The following is an 18,225-nucleotide window of genomic DNA, read 5'->3' on the forward strand; positions in this document are numbered from 1 at the left end:
GACCTGACCTGGGAGCTGTTCCGCGACACCCTGATCGAACAGGCCGAGCAGGGCGTCGACTACTTCACCATCCACGCCGGCGTGCTGCTGCGCTATGTGCCGCTGACCGCCAAGCGGGTCACCGGTATCGTCAGCCGCGGCGGCTCGATCATGGCCAAGTGGTGCCTGGCGCATCACCAGGAGAACTTCCTCTACACCCACTTCGAAGACATCTGCGAGATCATGAAGGCCTACGACGTCAGCTTCTCGCTGGGCGATGGCCTGCGTCCCGGCTCGATCGCCGACGCCAACGACGCGGCGCAGTTCGGCGAGCTGGAAACCCTCGGCGAGCTGACCAAGATCGCCTGGAAGCATGACGTGCAGTGCATGATCGAAGGTCCCGGCCACGTGCCGATGCAACTGATCAAGGAGAACATGGACAAGCAGCTGGAATGCTGCGACGAGGCGCCGTTCTACACCCTCGGCCCGCTGACCACCGACATCGCCCCAGGCTACGACCACATCACCAGCGGCATCGGTGCGGCGATGATCGGCTGGTTCGGCTGCGCCATGCTCTGCTACGTCACGCCCAAGGAACACCTGGGCCTGCCGAACAAGGATGACGTCAAGACCGGGATCATCACCTACAAGATCGCCGCCCACGCCGCCGACCTGGCCAAAGGCCATCCGGGCGCGCAGATCCGCGACAACGCCCTGTCCAAGGCGCGTTTCGAATTCCGTTGGGAGGACCAGTTCAACCTCGGCCTGGACCCGGACACCGCACGCAGCTACCACGACGAGACCCTGCCCAAGGACTCGGCCAAGGTCGCGCATTTCTGCTCCATGTGCGGACCGAAGTTCTGCTCGATGAAGATTACCCAGGAAGTGCGCGACTACGCCAAGGCGCATGGTCTGACCGACGAGCAGAAGGCCATCGAGGCCGGTTTCGCCGAGCAGTCCGGGCGTTTCAAGGATGAAGGTTCGTTGATCTACAAGCAGGTCTGACGCGTTACCCGGCGTCAGGAGCCTGCTCCTGGCGTCGCCTATTCAGTTCTTCGAGACCCTCCTCATTGTGAACCCCCCAACGAATTACTCACCGCATTTGCCGGTGTCGATCGGGCAGCGTGTGTTTGGCGCGCGCGACATGTTTTCCCTGTGGTTTTCCCTGGGCATCGGCCTGATGGTGCTGCAGCTTGGCGCCTTGCTGGCGCCGGGCCTGGGCCTGAGCGGCGCGCTGCTGGCGATTGCCTGTGGTACGGCTGTCGGGGTGTTGCTGTTGGGTTCGGTCGCGGTGATTGGCGCTGATACCGGGCTGTCATCCATGGCGGCGCTGAAGCTCAGCCTGGGCAGCAAGGGGGCCGTGGTGCCGGCCTTGCTCAATCTTTTGCAACTGGTCGGCTGGGGCGCATTCGAGATCATCGTCATGCGCGATGCCGCCAGCGTGTTGGCGGTGCGGGCCTTCGGCGAAGGCAGCCTGTGGAACAGCCCGGGTCTGTGGACCCTGTTGTTTGGTGGTCTGGCGACCCTGCTGGCGGTGGCTGGTCCGCTGACCTTCGTGCGGCGTATTTTGCGCAAGTGGGGCATCTGGCTGCTGCTCGGTGCCTGCCTCTGGTTGACCTGGAACCTGTTCGACAAGGCCGACCTCGCGGCGTTGTGGGCGCGCACTGGCGATGGCTCGATGCCGTTTGCCCTGGGCTTCGACATTGCGATTGCCATGCCGCTGTCCTGGCTGCCGCTGATCGCCGATTACTCGCGCTTCGGCAAGGCGGCCGGACGGGTGTTCGGCGGCACCGCGCTGGGGTTCTTCTTCGGCAACTTCTGGTTGATGAGCCTGGGCGTGGCTTACACCCTGGCCTTTGCCGACAACGGCGAAGTCAACGCCTTGCTGTTGGCCCTGGCGGGCGCTGGCCTGGGCATTCCGTTGCTGCTGATCCTGCTCGATGAGTCGGAGAACGCCTTTGCCGACATCCATTCGGCGGCGGTTTCCGTCGGTATTCTGCTGCCGTTCAGGGTCGAACTGCTGGCGCTGGCGATTGGTGCGCTGTGCACCCTGATCGCCTGGTTCGCACCGCTGGCCGAGTACCAGAACTTCCTGTTGCTGATCGGCTCGGTGTTCGCCCCGCTGTTCGGCGTGGTGTTGGTCGACCACTTCATCCTGCGCCGTCGCCGGGCGGACCTGGCGCCGCGCGTGGCGTTGCGCTGGGACACGCTGCTGGCCTGGGCTTGCGGGGCGACCATCTATCATGTGCTGGCGAGTTTCTGGCCCGGGATCGGTGCGACCCTGCCGGCTTTGTTGCTGGCCGGTGTGCTGCAGTTGGTCTTCGGTTCCTTCAGTCGCGGGCGGGAACGTATTGCGGTTTGAGGATGCCCCGGAGCTGGCTGTAGGGGATCGTCAGCTGCGGATGCCCGCTGGAGTAGGGCGCGATGCTGTAGACGTTGTATTTCAGCAGCACGGCGGCCTGACCGAGGGCGACGTTCTCGGTGCGCTCGAACGGCCAGGTGCGGAGATACTCGGGGTCCTGCTCCAGCTGGTTGGCTATCAGCCAGCGCTGGTGGGCCTGGCCGGCGAGGTTCCAGAACGCATCTGTCTGCCCGGGTAGCAGCATGTCCTGCAGGCTCAGGGCCTTTTGCAGCGTGCGGTCATAGTTGATGAAACCGCGCCCCGGCATACCGTGTGCCCCGCCCGTGGACAGGTAGCTGGAAAATTCGATGATCACCAGTTGGTCATGTTGCTCGCGCACCTTGGCTTGCAGGTAGGTGTTCCAGCCGCGCTTGGCACTCTGCAGGAAATCTTTTTCATAGGACTGCAGCGAGGCCGGCAGGGGCGCGTCTGGCGAGTCGTTGGTCATCTGCAGCAGGCGCTGTTCGATCAACTGGTTGAGTTGCGCTTCGTCGGGAAAAATCAGAGTGTCGATATTCACCAGTGGGCAGGTATCGTCCCGGCAGCCAGGCTGGATACTTTCCCAGGCGACACGTTGCACCGGCAGCGCGCTATCGCCTGGAAGCAGGCTCTGACAGGCGCTGAGGAGCAGGCCAAGGCTGATTGTCAGGATTTTTTTACGTGGGGACATTGAGTTCTGCGCCAGGCGGAGAGAGGGTGGGAGTGGTTGGGTTGGACTGTCGGTTGCCCTTGGGGTTCATCGGGCCGACAGTCGTAATAACGCTGCATGATCCCAGTCAGCGCCTAATCTGCAAAGAGGCTGCGCAAGGCGAGATGCCGGGGTAGGATGCGCGAAAGCCCTGATTATCCGATTGAGTGAGACGTGGATGACCGACACCTTTAAGCCAGGCCCGGATGCGGTGCAAATTATCGAGCGAGAAGTCTGCTTTCGCGGGTTCTATAGCCTCGATCGCCTGCATCTGCGCCATCTGCAGTTTTCTGGCGAAATGGGTCCGACGCTCAGTCGCGAACTGTTTATCCGCCACGATGCCGTATGCGTGCTGCCCTATGACCCGCAGCGCGATGAAGTGGTGTTGATCGAGCAGTTTCGCGTCGGCGCCATGGGCAAGTCCGCCAGCCCCTGGCTGCTGGAGCTGGTCGCCGGGCTGATCGACACCGATGAGCAACCGGAACAAGTGGCGCTACGCGAGGCGGTGGAGGAGGCCGACCTGGCCCTGACCTCGCTGTGGCCGATTACCCAATACTTTCCTTCGCCCGGTGGTTCGGACGAGCGGGTCTATCTCTACCTCGGGCGCTGCAACAGCCAGGGCGCCGGGGGCGTGCATGGTCTGGCCGAGGAGGGTGAGGACATTCGGGTGCATGTCCTGCCGCTGGGAGATGCCCTGGACGCGGTCAAGGACGGGCGGATCAACAATGCGGCGAGCATCATCGCCTTGCAGTGGCTGGCGCTGAACCGCGTCGAGGTGAGGGGGTTATGGTCGTGAACCTGTTGCGTGAGCGTTATCGGGTTGACTTGATCGAGCTGCAGGCGGCCTGTGAAGCCAACTATGCGCGCTTGATGCGCCTGTTGCCGGACATGCGCAAGGTGTCATGTCCGCGGCGGGTCGCCCTGAGTCAGGGCGAGCTCCTGCTCGGCGTGCTGAGCCTGGAAGTGCTGGAGACCTGTCCCTACACCTCGACCGTGCGGGTGCGCCAGGAGCACAGCCTGCCCTGGTTGCCGGTGCCGCAACTGGAAGTGCGGGTGTACCACGATGCGCGCATGGCCGAGGTGATAGGCGCGCAGAACGCCCGGCGTTTTCGCAGCATTTACCCGTATCCGAACGCCGCCATGCATCAGCCGGATGAAAAGTCCCAGCTCAACCTGTTCCTCGGTGAATGGCTGAGCCATTGCCTGGCCTGTGGCCATGAACTGGAACCGGTGGTTTAAACCCTGCCACATGCGCCAAGCCATAGGCGTCGAGAAGTCTCCTGAGCGAGTCAGCCGACAGTTTGCAGCTGCTTTTATGTGATCCATGCCCGCTTCGCGGGTTTACCGCTGCCCGGACTAGCCACCATAATCCACGCATTCCGCTCAAGGAGACGGCCTTGCCGAGCGAGCTCAATTCCGCTGCTGATTCCTCGGTCCTGCTGGTGCAGCTGTCCGACAGTCATCTATTTGCCGAAGCGGCCGGCAAGCTATTGGGTCTGGATACCCGGGACAGCCTGCAGCAGGTGATCGAGCGGGTGCTGCAAGAGCAGCCGCAGATCGACCTGATGCTCGCCAGCGGCGATCTGTCGCAAGACGGTAGCCTGGCGTCCTACCAGCGCTTTCGGCAGATGACCGAGGTGCTGGCGGCACCGGCCCGCTGGTTTCCCGGCAACCATGACGACGTCCCGGCCATGCAGGCCGCCTGCGTCGGCAGCGATCTGCTGGAGCCGGTGATCGACCTGGGTAATTGGCGCATCATCCTGCTCGATTCGTCGATTCCCGGTGCGGTGCCTGGCTATCTTGATCAGCAACAGCTGGCCCTGCTGGAACGCGCGCTCGGCGAAGCGCCGGAGCGCCACCACCTGATTTGCCTGCACCATCATCCGGTGTCCATCGGTTGCCGCTGGATGGAGCCCATCGGCCTGCGCAACCCCGAGGCGCTGTTCGCCGTGCTGGAGCGCTTCAGTCAGGTGCGTGCGCTGCTCTGGGGGCATATCCATCAGGAATTCGATCAAGTGCACAAAGGTCTGCGCCTGCTGGCGTCGCCCTCCACCTGCGTGCAGTTCGCCCCTGGTAGTGAGGAATTCCAGGTCGACACCACGGCCCCCGGCTACCGCTGGCTGCGCCTGCACGCCGACGGTCGGCTGGATACCGGCGTGTCGCGGGTGACCGGGATCGACTTCGAGGTGGATTACACGGTGAAAGGCTATTAGCCGCTGTAGGCGCTGCGCTGGCGCAGCCTGCGTACCTACTTGCCGCTTGCAGCCAGAGGCTCCGCACTAGTAGCCTCCCGCTCCATGACTGCATCTATTCTCTATCTCCACGGCCTCAACAGCTCGCCCGCTTCGCTCAAGGCCAGCCAGTTGTCGCGTGCCATGACGCGCATGGGGCTGGCGGCGCAGCTGCGGGTGCCGGCCCTGGACCATCATCCGCGCCGGGCCATTGCCCAGATCGAGGCTCTGATCGCCGAGCTCGGCCGGCCCGTGCTGGTCGGCAGCTCCCTGGGCGGCTACTATGCGACCCACCTGGCTGAGCGCCATGGCTTGCGCGCGCTGTTGATCAATCCGGCGGTGCGTCCGCATCTGCGTTTCGATGGCTATCTGGGTCCGCAACACAACTATTACAGCGGTGAAACCTGGGAGCTGACGGCCGATCATGTGCGGGCCCTGGCCGAGTTGGACGTGCCGCCGCCGCAAGATCTCGCCCGTTACCAGGTGTGGTTGCAGACCGCCGACGAAACCCTAGATTATCGCGATGCCCAAGCCTATTACCGCGCCTGCGCGCTGCGTATTCAGGCCGGTGGCGATCATGGTTTTCAGGGTTTTGCTGCGCGCCTGCCCGCGCTCTTTGCCTTCGCCGGTATTGCGCCCCAGCTGTGGCGCGATAGCGACTTTTCCGACCTTTAATAACGACCCGAGAGCCCATGGCCAGTTACAACGCAGACGCCATCGAAGTCCTTTCCGGCCTGGATCCGGTGCGCAAGCGCCCGGGCATGTACACCGACACCAGCCGGCCCAACCACCTGGCCCAGGAAGTCATCGACAACAGCGTCGACGAAGCCCTGGCCGGTCACGCCAGCTCGATCCAGGTGATTCTCCACGAGGACAGCTCCCTGGAGGTCGTCGACGACGGCCGCGGCATGCCGGTGGATATTCACCCCGAAGAGGGGGTCTCGGGGGTCGAGCTGATCCTCACCAAGCTGCATGCCGGTGGCAAGTTCTCCAACAAGAACTACCAGTTCTCCGGCGGTCTGCACGGCGTCGGGATCTCCGTGGTCAACGCCCTGTCGACCCGCGTCGAAGTGCGGGTCAAACGTGATGGCAACGAATACCGCATGACCTTTGCCGATGGCTTCAAGGCCAGCGATCTGGCAGTGATCGGCACGGTCGGCAAGCGCAACACCGGAACCAGTGTGCATTTCTGGGCGGACACCAAGTATTTCGACTCACCCAAGTACTCGGTCAGCCGCCTCAAGCATGTGCTCAAGGCCAAGGCCGTGCTCTGTCCGGGGCTGCACGTCAGCTTCGAGGACAAGGCCAGTGGCGAGCGGGTCGAGTGGCTGTACGAGGAGGGGCTGCGCTCCTACCTGGTGGATGCGGTCAGCGAATTCGAACGCCTGCCGCTCGAGCCATTCTGCGGCAGCCTCAGCGGTAACAAGGAGGCGGTCGACTGGGCGCTGCTGTGGCTGCCGGAGGGCGGTGATACGGTGCAGGAAAGCTACGTCAACCTGATCCCCACGGCCCAGGGTGGCACCCATGTCAACGGCCTGCGTCAGGGCCTGCTGGACGCCATGCGCGAGTTCTGCGAGTTCCGCAGCCTGCTGCCGCGCGGGGTCAAGCTGGCACCGGAAGACATCTGGGAGCGCATCGCCTTCGTCCTGTCGACCAAGATGCAGGACGCGCAGTTCTCCGGCCAGACCAAGGAGCGCCTGTCCTCGCGCGAGGCCGCGGCCTTCGTCTCCGGGGTGGTCAAGGACGCTTTCAGCCTGTGGCTCAATGCCCACCCGGAGCTCGGTCAGCAGCTCGCCGAGCTGGCGATCAGCAACGCCAACCGGCGCCTCAAGGCCGGCAAGAAGGTCGAACGCAAACGCATCACCCAGGGTCCGGCGCTGCCCGGCAAGCTGGCCGACTGCGCCGGCCAGGACCCGATGCGCTCCGAACTGTTCCTGGTCGAGGGCGATTCCGCCGGCGGCAGCGCCAAGCAGGCGCGCGACAAGGAGTTCCAGGCGATCCTGCCGCTGCGTGGCAAGATCCTCAATACCTGGGAAGTGGATGTCGGCGAAGTGCTGGCCTCCCAGGAAGTGCACAACATCGCCGTGGCCATCGGCATCGATCCGGGCTCCAACGACCTGGCCCAGCTGCGCTACGGCAAGATCTGCATCCTCGCCGACGCCGACTCCGACGGCCTGCACATCGCCACCCTGCTGTGCGCGCTGTTCGTCCAGCATTTTCGTCCGCTGGTGGATGCCGGGCACATCTACGTGGCCATGCCGCCGCTGTACCGCATCGACCTGGGCAAGGAGATCTTCTATGCCCTGGACGAGGCCGAGCGTGACGGTATTCTCGACCGCCTGGTCGCCGAGAAGCGCCGCGGCAAGCCGCAGGTCACCCGCTTCAAGGGGCTCGGCGAGATGAACCCGCCGCAGCTGCGTGAAACCACCATGGACCCCAATACCCGGCGCCTGGTGCAGCTGACCCTGGCGGATTATCCGGGCACCCAGGAGCTCATGGACATGCTGCTGGCGAAGAAACGTGCCGGTGACCGCAAGTCCTGGCTGGAGTCCAAGGGCAACCTGGCCGAGGTACTGCTTTGATGCGGCGACTGGCTGTCGCCCTGTTGCTGGTCGCCGCTCCGGCCCTGGCCGAACCCCAGGTTCTCGAGGAGTTGAAGCTGGTCAGCGAGCACCCGATCGATGGCATCGCCGCCGGCAACCTGTCGGGCCTGGCCTGGTGTGGCGAGGCGCTCTGGGCCGTTTCGGACCGAGAGGATGACCGCCTGTATCGCCTGGCTGCCGGCGATGCCGTCTGGCAGGCCGAGGTCGAGCACTTTGTCGCCCCGCCCTCGCCTTCGACACCGCTTCCTTGGGGCTTGCGCATGCGCACCTGGGCAACCGGTCTGCTGCGTGGTGGTAATCTGGATTTCGAAGGCTTGTCCTGCGATGCCGTCGGCAATCGCTACCTGGTCAGCGAGGCGCGTGCTGCCGTATTGCAGATCCCTCCTGCCGGAGCACCGCAGTGGCTGGAACTGCCAGACTCTATGGTGCGCCAGGCGCGTGCCAGCGGCATGCTCTGGCACTTCAATGCGTTGCTCGAGGGCATAGCGATCGATCCCGCCGGCGAGCGTCTGTGGTTGGCGGCCGAGCGCCGGCACCGCGGCCTGCTGGTGCTGCACCAGCGCGGTTCGAGCTGGCGCTGCACCGGTGGTTGCGTGCTGATGAGCGAAGGCGGTAGCGAACCCTCGGCAGCGCAGTTGGGCGGCGAGGCGCAAGCACGGGATTTTGCCGGACTGGCCTTTTACAAGGAAAAGCTCTTCACCCTCGAGCGTCAGGCCCACCGCATCTGTCGGCGCAAGCTGAGCGATGGTGGGGTCGAGCGCTGCTGGTCGTTCGCCGCCGAAGCTTTGACCGATGCCCGGCGTTATCCGCCGGCCTATGGCTTGGCCGAAGCGCTGTGGATCGATGAGCAGGGCGCCTGGATCGGTAGCGACAGCGGCCGACACACCCGCGCCGATGGCGAACAGCGACCGGTCGTCTGGCGCTTCGCCGCGCCCAAGGGCGGCTGGGGGCAAGCCAAGTGAGTACCCAGACGGCAGGGCGGCGGATCGGCCGGGTGATGCTGGTGCTGGCCTGGGCCGCCGCGTTGCTGCTGGCCACGCACTTCTTCGGCAAATGGGAGGAACGGCGTGATAACCCGAACCAGGCGCCGCAGTCGGTGCAGGGCGAGGGCTATATCGAGGTGCGCCTGCTGAGCAGTCGCGGCGGGCATTACCTGCTGGGCGGCCAGATCAACGGCGCCAGCGTGACCTTGCTGCTCGATACCGGCGCCACCGCCGTCGCCGTACCCGCCGCCCTGGCCGAATCCCTCGGCCTGCAGCGCGGTGCGCCGGTGCAGATCCGTACCGCCAATGGCACCGTGGTCGGCTACCGGACCCAACTGGCCAGTCTGCAGCTCGGCGAGATCCTGTTGTACGACGTGGCCGCCCTGATCACGCCGGGCATGGACGGCGACGAGGTGCTGCTCGGCATGAGCGCCCTGAAACAACTCGAATTTACCCAGCGCGACGGCACCCTGGTGTTGCGCCAGCCAACTTCGCTTGACTAAATTTTCTGATCAATGAGGCACGCATGAGCGAACCCCTCGATTTGAGCCTGGACGGTGTTGAACGCCGCTCCCTTGCCGACTTCACCGAGCAGGCTTATCTCAATTACTCGATGTACGTGATCATGGATCGCGCGCTGCCGCATATCGGCGACGGTCTCAAGCCGGTGCAGCGGCGGATCATCTACGCCATGAGCGAGCTGGGCCTGGACGCCGACTCCAAGCACAAGAAGTCGGCGCGTACCGTCGGCGACGTGCTCGGCAAGTTTCATCCCCATGGTGATTCGGCCTGCTACGAAGCCATGGTGCTGATGGCCCAGCCGTTCAGCTACCGCTACACCCTGGTCGACGGTCAGGGCAACTGGGGTGCGCCGGACGATCCCAAGTCGTTCGCCGCCATGCGTTACACCGAGGCGCGCCTGTCGCGCTACGCCGAGGTGCTGCTGAGCGAACTGGGCCAGGGCACCGTGGATTGGGTGCCGAACTTCGACGGCACCCTCAACGAGCCGGCGACCCTGCCGGCGCGCCTGCCCAACATCCTGTTGAATGGCACCACCGGCATCGCCGTGGGCATGGCCACCGACGTGCCGCCGCACAACCTGCGCGAAGTGGCCGCGGCCTGCATCCGCCTGCTCGATCAGCCGGACGCCACGGTCGAGCAGCTCTGCGAGCATGTGCTTGGCCCGGATTACCCGACCGAGGCGGAAATCATCACCCCGCGCGCGGACTTGCTGAAGATCTACGAAACCGGCAAGGGCTCGGTGCGCATGCGCGCCGTGTACCGTGTCGAGGACGGCGACATCGTGGTCACCGCGCTGCCGCATCAGGTGTCCGGGGCCAAGGTGCTGGAACAGATCGCCGCGCAGATGCAGGCCAAGAAGCTGCCGATGGTCGCCGACCTGCGCGATGAGTCGGACCACGAGCACCCGTGCCGCATCGTCATCATCCCGCGCTCCAACCGGGTCGATGCCGACGAGTTGATGCAACACCTGTTCGCCACCACCGAGCTGGAATCGAGCTACCGGGTCAACGCCAACGTCATCGGCCTGGACGGCAAGCCGCAGGTGAAGAACCTGCGCCAGTTGTTGCGCGAATGGCTGGAATACCGGGTCGGCACCGTGCGTCGGCGTTTGCAGTTCCGTCTGGACAAGGTCGAGCACCGCCTGCACCTGTTGGAAGGTCGCCTGATCGCCTTCCTCAACCTGGATGAAGTGATCCATATCATCCGCACCGAGGATCAGCCCAAACCGGTGTTGATGGCGCGTTTCGGTCTCACCGATATCCAGGCCGAATACATCCTGGAAACCCGTCTGCGCCAGCTGGCGCGGCTGGAAGAGATGCAGATTCGCGGCGAGCAGGATGCGCTGGCCAAGGAGCGCGCCAAGTTGCTGACCCTGCTCGGCAGCGAAGCCAAGCTGAAGAAGCTGGTACGCCAGGAAATTCTCGACGATGCCGAGAAATATGGCGACGACCGCCGCTCGCCGATCGTCGCCCGCGCCGAGGCCAAGGCTCTGTCGGAAACCGAGCTGCTACCCACCGAGCCGGTCACCGTGGTGATCTCGGAGAAGGGCTGGGTACGCTGCGGCAAGGGTCATGACATCGACGCCACCGGCCTGTCGTACAAGGCCGGCGACGGCTTCAAGACCGCCGCGCCGGGACGTTCGAACCAGTACGCGGTGTTTATCGATTCGACCGGCAGGAGTTACTCCCTGGCCGCCCATTCGCTGCCGTCGGCGCGTGGCCAGGGCGAGCCGCTGACCGGGCGGCTGACCCCACCACCGGGGGCGACCTTCGAGTGTGTGTTGCTGCCGGACGACAGCGCCCTCTTTGTCATCGCCTCGGATGCCGGCTACGGTTTCGTGGTCAAGGGCGAGGACCTGCAGACCAAGAACAAGGCCGGCAAGGCGCTGCTCAGTCTGCCGCCAGGCGCCAGGGTGCTGGCACCAAAACCGTTGTTCAGCCGCGAGCAGGACTGGCTGGCCGCCGTGACCACCGAGGGGCGGTTACTGCTGTTCCCGGTGCGCGACTTGCCGCAACTGGGCAAGGGCAAGGGCAACAAGATCATCGGCATCCCCGGCGAGCGGGTCGCCAGCCGCGAGGAATACCTCACCGACCTGGTGGTGTTGCCGAGCGGGGCGACCCTGGTGTTGCAGGCCGGCAAGCGTACCTTGTCGCTCAAGGCGGATGACCTGGAACACTACAAGGGTGAACGCGGTCGCCGCGGCAACAAGCTGCCGCGTGGCTTCCAGCGGGTCGATGCACTGCTGGTGGAATAGCAGGGCTAACTGACGGAGGCTGTGATGGTTAAGGGCGGGCAGGACGCAGGGCTGCAATGGTCGCAAGAGGATGGCCGGCCGGCGTCCCTGCGGGTGGACGGTGCCTGGCTGCTGCAAGTGGCCAAGCCCGACCTTGAGTCCATCTGGTACAGCCAGCGGCAACTGCCCGCGCAGGTGCAGGTGGATATCGCCGTGGCTGCCTGGGACAGCAGTCTGCTGGCACTGTTGCGTCGCCTGCAGCGCCTGGCCGTGGCGCAGGACGTGGAGCTGCTCTGGCACGGCCTGCCTGACGGTGTCGAGCGGCTGTTGCAGATGGCCGCCAAGCCGTCTACCCAGGCTCGGGATGAGCCGCCCCCCGCTTATGGTCCGGTGGCTCGTCTGGGGTTGCTGTTGCTCGGCGTGCTGGCCAGTGTCGCTCAGGCCTGCCGCTTTCTTGGCGAGGTGGTGCTGGCGCTGGGGCGTCAGCTGCGCGGTCGCGGTCGCATGCGCCGCAGTGATTTCTGGCTGGCCCTGCAGCAGTGCGGGCCGGGCGCGTTGCCGATAGTGGCACTGATCGCCATTCTGGTTGGTCTGATTCTGGCGTTCGTCGGCGCCGCCCAGCTGGAGGCCTTCGGCGCTCAGCTGTACATCGCCAACATGGTGGCCATTGGCATGACCCGCGAGATGGGGGCGCTGATGACTGCGGTGATCATGGCCGGGCGCACCGGTGCGGCCTACGCGGCGGAGCTGGGCAGCATGCAGGCCAACGAGGAAATCGATGCGCTGAAGACCTTCGGTTTTCCACCGCTGGAGTTTCTCGTCCTGCCGCGGTTGCTGGCGCTGTTGGTGAGCATGCCGCTGCTCTGCGTGTTCGCCGACGCCCTCGGCATTCTCGGCGGCTTCGTTATCGGCTCCGGTCTGTTCGACATTTCCGCGCAGCTCTACCTCAAGCAGAGCCTGGAGATGCTCAGCCTCAACGATTTCCTGGTGGGGATCGGCAAGAGCCTGGTGTTTGCCGTGCTGATCGGCTTGATCGGCTGTCACTACGGCCTGGCCTGCGGGCGCAACGCCCAGGCGGTGGGGCAGGCAACCACCCGGGCGGTGGTCAGCATCATCGTGGCGCTGGTGGTCAGCGATGCGCTGATCACCCTGATTTGCACCCGGCTGGGGATCTGAGATGAGCGATGCGCTGTTGGTCGCCGAGGATCTGAGTGCCGGCTACGGCAGTCTGGTGATCCAGCATGACCTCAACTTCACCATCCGCCGTGGCGAGGTGTTCGTCATCATGGGTGGCAGCGGCTGCGGCAAAAGCACCCTGTTGCGTCATCTGATCGGCCTGCAGGCGCCACTGGCCGGACGGGTGTTGTTCAATGGCGAGGATTTCTGGGCTGTGGATGAGGACGGTCGTGCCGCCCTGCAGCAGCAGTTCGGCGTGCTCTACCAGAATGGCGCTCTGTGGGGGGCGATGACCCTGCGGGAAAATATCTGCCTGCCGCTGGCTGCCTACCGCCGGCATCTGCAGCCGGCCGAGCTGGTCGAGCTGGCGGCGTTGAAGCTGGCGCTGGTAGGACTGGCCGGTTGCGATGAGCTTTATCCGGCGCAACTGTCCGGCGGCATGCGCAAGCGCGCCGCTCTGGCCCGGGCGCTGGCGCTCGATCCGCAGGTGTTGTTTTTCGATGAGCCCTCGGCCGGCCTCGATCCGATCAGTTCGCAGTCCCTCGACGAATTGATCCTGCAGTTGCGTGATAGCCTGGGCTCGAGCATCGTATTGGTGACCCATGAGCTGCCGAGCATCCAGGCGGTGGCCGATACCTGTCTGTTCCTCGACAATCAGACCCACACCCAGATTGCCCTGGGCACCCTGCAGGAATTGCTGGCCGACGGGCCGGAGCAGGTGCAGCGCTTTCTGCGGCGGGGCGATACGGCTCACCCAATGGAGACGGCATGAGCGAAGCGCGCAAACCCTTTATGATTGGCGCCTTCCTGCTCGGCGGCCTGGCCCTGCTGGCCGCGGGCCTGCTGCTGCTGTCGCGGGACAGCTGGTTCAGCCAACCCAGCGAGTACGTGGTGTATTTTACCGGCGCCCTGGATGGTCTGGATGTCGGCGCCGATGTCACCTATCGCGGGGTCAAGGTCGGCGTGGTGCGCGAAATTCGCCTGTCCTACGACCGCGAACTCAAGGATGTGGTCATGCCGGTGGTGTTGCGCATCAATAACCCAGGGCAGCAGCAGGCCGGCTCCCGCGGCTTCGACCAGTTCATCGGTCAGCTGGTCGAGCGTGGTTTGCGTGCCCAGTTGCAGACGCCCAGCCTGTTGACCGGCAAGGCGATAGTCGCGCTGGATATGTTTCCGGAACAGGCCGGCTATGTGCGCAGGCCGCACGAGTTGGATCTGCCGACCATTCCCAGTGTGCCGTCGCGGATCGATGAGATTGCCGATGTGCTGCGCGAGCTGGCTGGCAGCCTGCGTGAGTTGCCGTTGCAGGAAATGGTCACTTCGGCCACGCAGACCCTGCAATCCCTGGAGAAGCTGACCAGTTCTCCGGAACTGCAGCAGGGCCTGTTGAGCATGAGCCAGTTGCTGGGCAAACTCGATCGTCTGAGTGGACGCCTGGAGCAGCAATTACCGCCGATCATGGACAATGTTCAGCAGAGCAGTGTTGACCTGCGGGACGCAGTGGGCGAAATTCGTCGCGCGGCACAGAACGCCGCACAGGCAATGCAGCAGGTCAATCAGTTGGCGGCTGACAGTCGTCGCAGCCTCGGTCCGGAATCCGAGGTACAGTATGAAATATTGCGTGCCCTGCAGGCGCTCAGCCAGGCTGGAAAAGCGCTGCAGCGCACGATGGAAGGGCTCGATCAGCAGCCCCAATCGCTTATATTTGGCAAATCAAGGTAATGTTTTGATGAGATCGTTGTACTTCTCACCGCCGTTGTTGTTACTTCTTGCGGCTTTGACCCTGCAGGGCTGCGCAGTACTGCAACCTCCGGCGCAGTTCTATCAGCTCGAGCAGGGCAATCCCGAGTTGCCACAGGACGATAAAGGGCCGGCATTGTTGCTCGGCCCGTTAAAGCTGGCGGACTATCTGTTGCGCGAGAATCTGGTGCAGCGAGAGCTCGACGACAGTCTCTCGCTCAGCGGGCAGACCCTCTGGGCCGGCAGCCTGCAGGACGATGTCGGCCAGCTGCTGCTGGGTCAATTGGCCGGACAGCTCGATACCAGCCGCGTCGCGCTGTATCCGGATCGCGTCGGTTTCTCCAGTGAGGTTCAGGTTGTGCTGAACATCAGCCGGCTGGATTCGGGTGTGCAGCAACCTGCGGTACTCGAAGCACAATGGCGTCTGCTCGACTCTGCCGGGGTGCAGCGTAGCAGCCGAGTGCTGCGTCTGCAGGCGCCGCACGGTGGCACAGTGCCCGAGCAAGTGCGTGCCCAGAGTCAACTGTTGCAGCAATTGGCTGGCGAGTTGGCGGACGCAATCAAGTCCATGCCGGTCGCCGAGGCTGCGCGCCCACGCAAGCCGGTGGTCACTGCGCCGGTCAAGCGTCCAGAGAGCAAGCCGCCGGCTCCGTTGATCGAGCCGGCCAAGCAAATGGAAGTGTTCCGCTTCTAAGCGCGTGCCGCCGGTCGGGTTCGCGAGGCCCGGCCTGGCCGGCTATCAGTGCTGATGGTGCTCGTGCATATGCGCCAGTTGACGCTCCAGCAGTGACGGATAAGGGTCCAGCAGGCGTTCCACGCAGCAGGCACCTTCCGGGCTGGCGATGGTGCGAATGCGCGCGCGCTGACGTACCAGTGCATCATCGCCCACGCGCCGTTCGAGCAGCAGCAGGTTGCGGCTGTGCTGGGACAGGGCCAGCGCATCCTGAGCGGTCTCGCTGAGCAGCAGATCGCCTTGGCTCAAATCGAGCAGATCTTCGCCTTGGGTCAGGCCCAATTGCAGTTGGAGGGTGATGCCGCTGTCGGCTACCTCGATCTGCAGGGCATGGCCGAGCGCACGCATCAGTTCGCCACAGCAGATGGCATGGGTCAGGTAATCCTCACCGCTGTCCTGGCGATGGAACAGCATCAGGCTGCTGCCGTCGTTGAGGGTGTGCAGTTCACCTTGATAGAGCGCCGAGGCCTGGTTCAGGCAATCGCGATAACGTTGCAGCAGATCCATCAGGCGTACGCGCGGCAAGCGTCGGAGCTGCTCCTGGGCGCCCAGTTGAATGGCCAGCACGGCACTCTGTTGTGGGCCGTTGACGGTCAGCGTGGGAACCTCTGCCGGTTCATCGTCGTGGTCTCGCAGGTCGGCGAATGGGTCGTCATCGTTCGGCTGGCCGCGTGGGCTGTCATCGTCTGCCTGGTTGAGGGCGTCAAAGCGCTCGTCGTGCAGGTCGCGCACCTCGAAAGTCGGCTCATCGTCGTATTCGCCGAACTCGTGCTCATCGGCCTCTTCGTCGTGGAAGTCCTCGGGCTCTGGTTCGGGCTCCGGTTTTGCCGGTACCAGGCGCATTTGCAGTTGGCGCGCCAGGTCGCCGATTTCGTCCTGGCGGCCGGCGCCGGGCGCCGGGTCATCCGGGTCGCGTAACCAGACGCGCAGTTGCAGCAGCGGGGTGGAGATATGTCGACCCAGGCGCATGCTCAGGGACAAGGCCAGTGCCAGCAGAATCAGGCTGAGGATGCCCATGCTCTGCAGGCTGATGGTCATTGGTTGCTGGAACTGGCGCATATCCAGGCTGATGCGCAATTGGCCGGCGATCACCTCCTGAAAGGTAATCGGGGTCGAGTACAGGCCTTCGGTCTCGCCCAGCATGGTCTTGCTCGGGCGCGAACCCGCTTCGGCGAGCACGCGGTTATCCACGCTGTAGATCGAGGCGTGAGCCACCAGCGGATTTTTAACCAGGTTATTCAGTAGCACGCTAAGGCTGAGGATGTCGTTGGACACCAGCAGCTCGGTGGCCGAGGAGGCCGTCTGGGTGATCAGGCTGGTGCCCAGGGCTTCAGCCTGTTGCTCCATCGCATGCTTGAACTGCATGCCGATCACCCAGGCATAGATCACCAGCGCCAGGGCTACGAGTAGCAGGCTGTGGCTGGCGATGCGCAAGGCCAGGGGTACGCGGCGTTGGCGCAGGGCCTGGAACAGCAGCAGGAAGAAATTGTCGGGTTTTACGGGGGCGGGCCGGTTCACAGAGCTCCGCTCTTATCGACTGTAGGTGCCGCGCAGTATAGCGACCGCTCTGCATAGGGCAAAGCACTGTGCGTGTCCGTATGGCAGTGAAAATGGGTAGAATGTGCGGCTTTTCAGCAAGCTTGCTCTGTCAGCAGCCTGATGACCATTAACCGAGCCCCGGAGGGTGCGCCTTGCGCGAAATCGTCCTGATCAATATTACCGGCGAAGACCGTCCCGGTTTGACTGCCGCCATCACCGGTGTACTGGCCCACGGCGGGGTGAATATCCTCGATATCGGCCAGGCAGTGATCCACGACACCCTGTCTTTCGGCATTCTGGTGGAAATCCCACCTACCGAACAGGGCTCCTCGGTACTCAAGGATCTGCTGTTCGCCGCCTACAAGCTCGAGCAGCAGGTGCGCTTCACGCCGGTGTCCGAGGCGGACTACCAGCAGTGGGTCGGTGGGCAGGGCAAGTCGCGGCATATCGTGACCCTGCTGACCCGCAAGGTGACCGCCGAGCAATTGCAGCGGGTCAGTGCCATTACCGCCAAGTACGACCTGAACATCGATCATATCGATCGTCTGTCCGGGCGTATGCCGCTGGATATGCCGGCCGAGCAGGGCAAGGGCTGCATCGAGTTTTCCGTGCGTGGCGAGCCGGCCGATCCGGCGGGGCTGCGTGCCGAGTTCCTCAGCGTGGCGCAGGAACTCAACGTCGACATCGCCTTCCAGCGTGATTCGCTGTTTCGGCGTAATCGCCGCCTGGCGGTATTCGATATGGATTCGACGCTGATCGAGGCCGAGGTGATCGACGAGCTGGCCAAGGCTGCCGGGGTCGGCGAGCAGGTATCGCAGATTACCGAGCGGGCCATGCGCGGCGAGCTGGATTTTGCCGCCAGCTTCAGGGAGCGTCTGGCCCTGCTCAAGGGGTTGCCGGAAGCCGTGCTGGCTGATATCGGCGCCTCCCTGCGCCTGACCGAAGGAGCCGAGACGCTGTTCAGCGAGTTGCACCGCCTCGGCTACAAAACCGCGATTCTGTCCGGCGGTTTCAGCTATTTCGCCAAGCAACTGCAGGCCAAGCTGGGCATCGACTACGTCTTCGCCAACGAACTGCAGATCGTCGATGGCCTGGTCACCGGGGTGGCGGTCGAGCCGATCGTCGACGCGCAGCGCAAGGCCGATCTGCTGCGCGAACTGGCGGGAAAACAGGGGTTGCGCCTGGAGCAGACTATTGCTGTCGGCGATGGCGCCAACGACCTGCCGATGCTGGCCATTGCCGGCCTGGGCGTGGCATTCCGGGCCAAGCCGCTGGTCAAGCAGTCGGCCAAGCAGGCCATCTCGACCCTGGGCCTGGATGGCATCCTCTATCTGCTCGGCTTTCGCGATCGCGATGGGCTGGAGTGACCAGGAAAGTGGCAAGCGCCAAGACATAAG

General features: G+C 64.2%; 17 protein-coding genes. 15 read left to right on the forward strand and 2 right to left on the reverse strand.

Annotated features, from left to right (window positions below; translation table 11 throughout):
- Together thiC and cytX are read left to right on the forward strand one after the other, a co-directional pair.
- Positions 1 to 984 (forward strand): phosphomethylpyrimidine synthase ThiC (thiC, locus tag R3355_RS17295; protein WP_318962309.1); only part of this gene is annotated, 984 nt, incomplete at its 5' end.
- A 67-nt stretch (positions 985 to 1,051) separates the two neighbouring features.
- Complete coding sequence (cytX, locus tag R3355_RS17300; RefSeq protein WP_413243530.1) at positions 1,052 to 2,341, forward strand: putative hydroxymethylpyrimidine transporter CytX; 1,290 nt, start codon at positions 1,052 to 1,054, stop codon at positions 2,339 to 2,341.
- Here cytX and R3355_RS17305 read toward each other — a convergent pair.
- Positions 2,310 to 3,050 carry a DUF3298 and DUF4163 domain-containing protein gene (locus R3355_RS17305; protein ID WP_318962310.1) on the reverse strand — a complete coding sequence of 247 codons (741 nt, stop codon included), beginning with the start codon at positions 3,048 to 3,050 and terminating at the stop codon, positions 2,310 to 2,312. The two genes, cytX and R3355_RS17305, sit on opposite strands and share 32 nt — an antisense overlap.
- A gap of 196 nt (positions 3,051 to 3,246) precedes the next feature.
- Here R3355_RS17305 and R3355_RS17310 point away from each other — a divergent pair, with 196 nt between their 5' ends.
- The 12 genes from R3355_RS17310 (at position 3,247) to R3355_RS17365 (ending at position 15,250) form a co-directional block, all read left to right on the forward strand.
- On the forward strand, positions 3,247 to 3,864 hold the full coding sequence (locus R3355_RS17310; RefSeq protein WP_318947238.1) for an NUDIX domain-containing protein: 618 nt from the start codon (positions 3,247 to 3,249) through the stop codon (positions 3,862 to 3,864).
- On the forward strand, positions 3,855 to 4,307 hold the full coding sequence (locus R3355_RS17315; protein WP_318947237.1) for a DUF1249 domain-containing protein: 453 nt from the start codon (positions 3,855 to 3,857) through the stop codon (positions 4,305 to 4,307). The genes R3355_RS17310 and R3355_RS17315 overlap by 10 nt, the downstream gene beginning before the upstream one ends.
- 158 nt (positions 4,308 to 4,465) lie before the next feature.
- Complete coding sequence (cpdA, locus tag R3355_RS17320; RefSeq protein ID WP_318962312.1) at positions 4,466 to 5,281, forward strand: 3',5'-cyclic-AMP phosphodiesterase; 816 nt, start codon at positions 4,466 to 4,468, stop codon at positions 5,279 to 5,281.
- 84 nt (positions 5,282 to 5,365) lie between these two features.
- Complete coding sequence (locus R3355_RS17325; protein ID WP_318962313.1) at positions 5,366 to 5,974, forward strand: YqiA/YcfP family alpha/beta fold hydrolase; 609 nt, start codon at positions 5,366 to 5,368, stop codon at positions 5,972 to 5,974.
- Between the two features lie 17 nt (positions 5,975 to 5,991).
- Positions 5,992 to 7,881, forward strand: coding sequence for a DNA topoisomerase IV subunit B (parE, locus tag R3355_RS17330; protein ID WP_318962315.1), 1,890 nt, complete (start codon positions 5,992 to 5,994; stop codon positions 7,879 to 7,881).
- Positions 7,881 to 8,864 (forward strand): esterase-like activity of phytase family protein, encoded by a 984-nt coding sequence (locus R3355_RS17335; protein WP_318962317.1) that lies wholly within the window; start codon positions 7,881 to 7,883, stop codon positions 8,862 to 8,864. The genes parE and R3355_RS17335 overlap by 1 nt, the downstream gene beginning before the upstream one ends.
- 35 nt (positions 8,865 to 8,899) lie before the next feature.
- Positions 8,900 to 9,388: a TIGR02281 family clan AA aspartic protease gene (locus R3355_RS17340; protein WP_413243533.1), complete on the forward strand. Its 489-nt coding sequence runs from the start codon at positions 8,900 to 8,902 to the stop codon at positions 9,386 to 9,388.
- 23 nt (positions 9,389 to 9,411) lie between these two features.
- A complete protein-coding gene (gene parC / locus R3355_RS17345; protein ID WP_318962320.1) occupies positions 9,412 to 11,661 on the forward strand; it encodes a DNA topoisomerase IV subunit A in 2,250 nt (749 codons plus the stop codon).
- 24 nt (positions 11,662 to 11,685) lie between these two features.
- Positions 11,686 to 12,816, forward strand: coding sequence for an ABC transporter permease (locus R3355_RS17350; protein WP_318947230.1), 1,131 nt, complete (start codon positions 11,686 to 11,688; stop codon positions 12,814 to 12,816).
- A gap of 1 nt (position 12,817) precedes the next feature.
- Complete coding sequence (locus tag R3355_RS17355) at positions 12,818 to 13,588, forward strand: ABC transporter ATP-binding protein (protein ID WP_318962322.1); 771 nt, start codon at positions 12,818 to 12,820, stop codon at positions 13,586 to 13,588.
- The gene (locus R3355_RS17360) at positions 13,585 to 14,538 is read left to right on the forward strand and encodes an MlaD family protein (protein ID WP_318962324.1); all 954 of its coding nucleotides are present in this window, start codon (positions 13,585 to 13,587) and stop codon (positions 14,536 to 14,538) included. Before R3355_RS17355 ends, R3355_RS17360 begins: the two co-directional genes overlap by 4 nt.
- A 7-nt stretch (positions 14,539 to 14,545) precedes the next feature.
- Positions 14,546 to 15,250 (forward strand): membrane integrity-associated transporter subunit PqiC, encoded by a 705-nt coding sequence (locus R3355_RS17365; RefSeq protein ID WP_318962325.1) that lies wholly within the window; start codon positions 14,546 to 14,548, stop codon positions 15,248 to 15,250.
- 45 nt (positions 15,251 to 15,295) lie between these two features.
- Here the strand turns inward: R3355_RS17365 and R3355_RS17370 are convergent, their stop codons facing one another.
- Positions 15,296 to 16,807, reverse strand: a complete 1,512-nt coding sequence (locus R3355_RS17370; protein WP_318962326.1) for an AhpA/YtjB family protein — start codon at positions 16,805 to 16,807, stop codon at positions 15,296 to 15,298.
- A 173-nt stretch (positions 16,808 to 16,980) separates the two neighbouring features.
- On the opposite strand from R3355_RS17370, the gene serB reads away from it, so the two are divergent.
- Positions 16,981 to 18,195 (forward strand): phosphoserine phosphatase SerB, encoded by a 1,215-nt coding sequence (gene serB, locus R3355_RS17375; protein WP_318962328.1) that lies wholly within the window; start codon positions 16,981 to 16,983, stop codon positions 18,193 to 18,195.
- Positions 18,196 to 18,225 lie beyond the last annotated feature (30 nt).

Origin of the sequence: Pseudomonas sp. (genome assembly GCF_033723075.1) — a bacterium.
Classification (GTDB): domain Bacteria; phylum Pseudomonadota; class Gammaproteobacteria; order Pseudomonadales; family Pseudomonadaceae; genus Aquipseudomonas.

Excerpts from the sequence above, each read along its gene's own strand:
- R3355_RS17305 (WP_318962310.1), bottom strand. The coding sequence starts at position 3,050 with ATGTCCCCACGTAAAAAAATCCTGACAATCAGCCTTGGCCTGCTCCTC.
- R3355_RS17360 (WP_318962324.1), top strand. The coding sequence starts at position 13,585 with ATGAGCGAAGCGCGCAAACCCTTTATGATTGGCGCCTTCCTGCTCGGC.
- parE (WP_318962315.1), top strand. The coding sequence starts at position 5,992 with ATGGCCAGTTACAACGCAGACGCCATCGAAGTCCTTTCCGGCCTGGAT.
- R3355_RS17365 (WP_318962325.1), top strand. The coding sequence starts at position 14,546 with ATGAGATCGTTGTACTTCTCACCGCCGTTGTTGTTACTTCTTGCGGCT.
- R3355_RS17350 (WP_318947230.1), top strand. The coding sequence starts at position 11,686 with ATGGTTAAGGGCGGGCAGGACGCAGGGCTGCAATGGTCGCAAGAGGAT.
- parC (WP_318962320.1), top strand. The coding sequence starts at position 9,412 with ATGAGCGAACCCCTCGATTTGAGCCTGGACGGTGTTGAACGCCGCTCC.
- R3355_RS17340 (WP_413243533.1), top strand. The coding sequence starts at position 8,900 with ATGCTGGTGCTGGCCTGGGCCGCCGCGTTGCTGCTGGCCACGCACTTC.
- R3355_RS17325 (WP_318962313.1), top strand. The coding sequence starts at position 5,366 with ATGACTGCATCTATTCTCTATCTCCACGGCCTCAACAGCTCGCCCGCT.
- R3355_RS17310 (WP_318947238.1), top strand. The coding sequence starts at position 3,247 with ATGACCGACACCTTTAAGCCAGGCCCGGATGCGGTGCAAATTATCGAG.
- R3355_RS17355 (WP_318962322.1), top strand. The coding sequence starts at position 12,818 with ATGAGCGATGCGCTGTTGGTCGCCGAGGATCTGAGTGCCGGCTACGGC.
- R3355_RS17335 (WP_318962317.1), top strand. The coding sequence starts at position 7,881 with ATGCGGCGACTGGCTGTCGCCCTGTTGCTGGTCGCCGCTCCGGCCCTG.
- R3355_RS17315 (WP_318947237.1), top strand. The coding sequence starts at position 3,855 with ATGGTCGTGAACCTGTTGCGTGAGCGTTATCGGGTTGACTTGATCGAG.